The organism is Psychrobacter sp. NZS113 (assembly GCF_015864825.1).
Taxonomy (GTDB): domain Bacteria; phylum Pseudomonadota; class Gammaproteobacteria; order Pseudomonadales; family Moraxellaceae; genus Psychrobacter.
Genome location: NZ_JADYWL010000022.1, coordinates 1 through 740, shown reverse-complemented (window position 1 = coordinate 740; position 740 = coordinate 1). Strand labels below are relative to the sequence as shown.

The 740-nt window shown below is 51.4% G+C and carries 1 pseudogene; it reads right to left on the bottom strand.

Annotated features, from left to right (window positions below):
* Positions 1 to 740: pseudogene (locus tag I6E61_RS13970) on the bottom strand (NAD(P)(+) transhydrogenase (Re/Si-specific) subunit alpha); the annotation flags it as partial.

Below are 740 nucleotides of genomic sequence, written 5' to 3'. Positions count from 1 at the left end.
GAACCTGCTTTCATTTTGGCAAGGGTTGCACCGTGTACCAGACGCGGGGCATTACGACCAGGAATCTGTGCTGTGGTAATGACGATATCAGCATTGCTGAGCGCTTTATCGACGACAGCCGCTTGATCTTTGACATATTGCTCTGATGGTGTCCACGCATAACCACCGGTCGACTTGGCTGTTTCAGCCTCCTCTGCGCTCATCGGGACATCAAGCCATTTACCACCGAGTGACTCTACTTGTTCACGAGCAGTCGGACGTAAGTCACTGGCTTCAACGACAGCGCCTAAACGCTTGGCTGTTGCAATGGCTTGTAGACCTGCCACACCGACACCCAAGATAACGACCTTGGCTGGCTTAACGGTACCGGCTGACGTCATAAACATTGGGAAAGGACGCGAGTACTCGTTGGCTGCCAGCAATACTGCTTTATAACCCGCAAGGTTGGCTTGTGATGACAAGACATCCATATTCTGTGCGCGTGACAAGGTGCGAGGTAATAGTTCCATCGCAAAGGCCGTCGCACCTTTAGCCGCATAAGTATCAAGCTGAGTGTTACGATAAGGGTCAAGCATGCCAATGACTATCTGACCAGATGACAAGTCATCAATGGCTGCTGCTGATAGGTCATTGACGGTGGTAATAATCTGAGATTGGGTAATGACCTCGGTGCTGCTACTGGCAATGTCGGCACCGGCAGCTTGATACAACTCATCAGCGTAGTACGCTGCTTGACCTGC